This window comes from Roseateles sp. P5_B10 (assembly GCF_056400485.1).
The window spans coordinates 1-2,306 of sequence record NZ_JBFULE010000813.1 but is presented as its reverse complement, the minus strand read 5'-3'; the positions used below and the strand labels follow the sequence as shown (position 1 = coordinate 2,306).

Here is a 2,306-nt window from a genome sequence, read left to right as displayed (position 1 = left end):
GCGCTGGAAGACTCAGCAGACTCAATTCCGCATCCTCCGAGCGCCCCAGCGCCTCGGCCCGCTCGATGACGCGCGCCAGGCCCTGGAAGCTGCGTTCGACCTCATCGAACAGTGCACGTGCCCTCGCCGTGGCCTTGAGGCGGCCGCGCTCGCGCTCGAACAGGGCGTAGCCCAGCAACTGCTCCAGTCGGGCGAGATCGCGACTCAGCGTCGGTTGCGAGGTGTGCAGCAGCGCCGCGGCGCCGGTGACGCTGCCCGCCGTCATGACAGCGCGGAAGACTTCGATGTGGCGGTGCTGGATATCCATATCAGGATTGAATTGTCGCTGCACAAATTTCAATTTGATTGAATAGACGCCGACGGGCATGCTTTGATCCATGACCAAGCCCCTGCCGCCCGCCCTGAATCCTGCCCGCCTGCAAACCCTGGCCGCCGAGCACGGCACGCCGCTGTGGGTCTATGACGCCGCCACCATCCGCGAGCGCGCCGCGTCGCTGAAGCGCTTCGACGTCGTGCGCTTTGCGCAGAAGGCCTGCTCCAACATCCACGTCCTGAAGCTGCTGCGCGAGGCTGGCGTCAAGGTCGACTCGGTGTCGCGCGGCGAGATCCTGCGCGCGCTGGCGGCAGGCTACGAAGCTGGTGGTGACGAGATCGTCTTCACCGCCGACCTGTTGGACCACGCCACGCTGGCAACGGTTGTCGAGCACCGCATCCCTGTGAACGCCGGCTCCATCGACATGCTCGATCAGCTCGGCACGGCTTCGCCCGGCCACGCGGTCTGGCTGCGCATCAACCCAGGGTTCGGCCATGGCCACAGCCACAAGACCAACACCGGCGGCGAGCACAGCAAGCACGGCATCTGGCATGCCGATCTGGGCGCTGCGCTGGCGGCCATCCGCCGCCATGGGCTCAAGCTGGTCGGCCTGCACATGCACATTGGTTCGGGCGTGGACTACGAGCATCTGGCCCAGGTCGGCCAGGCCATGGTCGGCCTGGTGCGCGAAACGGTCGCGGCCGGGCATGATCTGCACGCGATCTCGGCCGGCGGTGGCCTGTCGATTCCCTACCGCGATGGCGATGCGCGCATCGACGTGGCCCACTACTTCGGGCTGTGGGATGCCGCCCGGCGTGAGGCTGAAGGCGTCGTGGGTCACGCGCTGAAGCTGGAGATCGAGCCTGGCCGCTACCTCGTCGCCGAAAGCGCCGTGCTTCTGGCCGAGGTGAGGGCAGTCAAGAACTCGGGCGCCAACCGCTTCGTCCTTGTCGACGCGGGCTTCAACGAGTTGATGCGCCCGGCCATGTACGGCGCCTTCCATGCCATGAGCCTGATTGGCGCCGGCGGCCCCGAGCGGCCCACCGTCGTGGCCGGTCCGCTGTGCGAGTCTGGCGATGTGTTCACGCAGGGCCCCGGCGGCGAGGTGCTGACGCGCGACCTGCCGGCAGCAAGCGTTGGCGACCTGCTCGTCATCCACGACGCGGGTGCCTATGGCGCCTCCATGTCCAGCAACTACAACAGTCGGCCGCTGGCGGCCGAGGTGCTGGTCGACGGCGACACCAGCCGCCTGATCCGCCGTCGCCAGACTGTCGAGGAGCTGCTGGCGCTGGAAACCTGAGCGTTTCTCCGCTGCGGCGGCGCGTGCAAGTCCGGAGATCATCCGGCCATGAAACTCGTCCCCATCCAGCAGGTTGCCGGTCACATCAAGGCCGGGGCGCCCCTGCCTTTCGGGGTGCGTGATGCCGAGGGCAAGCTGCTGCTGGCCAAGGGCCAGCCGGTGCCCAACGAGCAGATGCGCGAGGCGCTGCTGAACCGCGGCGTGTTCGTCGACATGGAGGAAGTGCGCGACGCCTCGGCGCGCAGCAGCGATGGCGGTGCGGGCAGCGAGGACTTCTTCGGCCGCTGGGAGGCGATGCAGACGCGCTTGTCCGTACTGCTGCGCACGCCGCAGGAAACCCTCTTCCTGCCGCGTGTCAAGGAATGCGCCGGCCAGCTGATCGCCTGGACCGAGCGTTTCCCTGACCAACTGCTCTTCGTCGTCATCCAGCACGACCACAGCCGCCACGAGGTCTACGGCCTGGCCCATTTGCTGCACACGGCCGCTGTCGCCGCGCTGCTGGCGCGCCGCCTCTCATGGACGCCGGAGCGCCAGAAGAGCCTCGTTGGCGCCGCGCTGACGATGAATCTCTCCATCATCGACCTGCAGGGGCGCCTGGCCTCGCGCGGCGGCAAGCTGCTGCCGCCCCAGCGCGCTGCCATCGACCGCCATCCTGACGAAGCCGTGGCCTGGCTGCGCAACGCCGGCCTGGAC

2 protein-coding genes and 1 pseudogene are annotated in these 2,306 nt (G+C 68.0%); 2 read left to right on the top strand and 1 reads right to left on the bottom strand.

What is annotated here, in order from left to right:
- On the bottom strand, window positions 1-307 hold a 307-nt coding region (locus tag AC1DU6_RS27980; protein ID WP_477861114.1), incomplete at its 3' end, for a LysR family transcriptional regulator.
- Window positions 308-377: 70 nt separating this feature from the next.
- On the opposite strand from AC1DU6_RS27980, the gene lysA reads away from it, so the two are divergent.
- Together lysA and AC1DU6_RS27970 are read left to right on the top strand one after the other, a co-directional pair.
- Window positions 378-1,613 carry a diaminopimelate decarboxylase gene (gene lysA, locus AC1DU6_RS27975; protein ID WP_477861112.1) on the top strand — a complete coding sequence of 412 codons (1,236 nt, stop codon included), beginning with the start codon at window positions 378-380 and terminating at the stop codon, window positions 1,611-1,613.
- Between the two features lie 48 nt (window positions 1,614-1,661).
- Window positions 1,662-2,306, top strand: a pseudogene (locus tag AC1DU6_RS27970) (hypothetical protein); the annotation flags it as partial.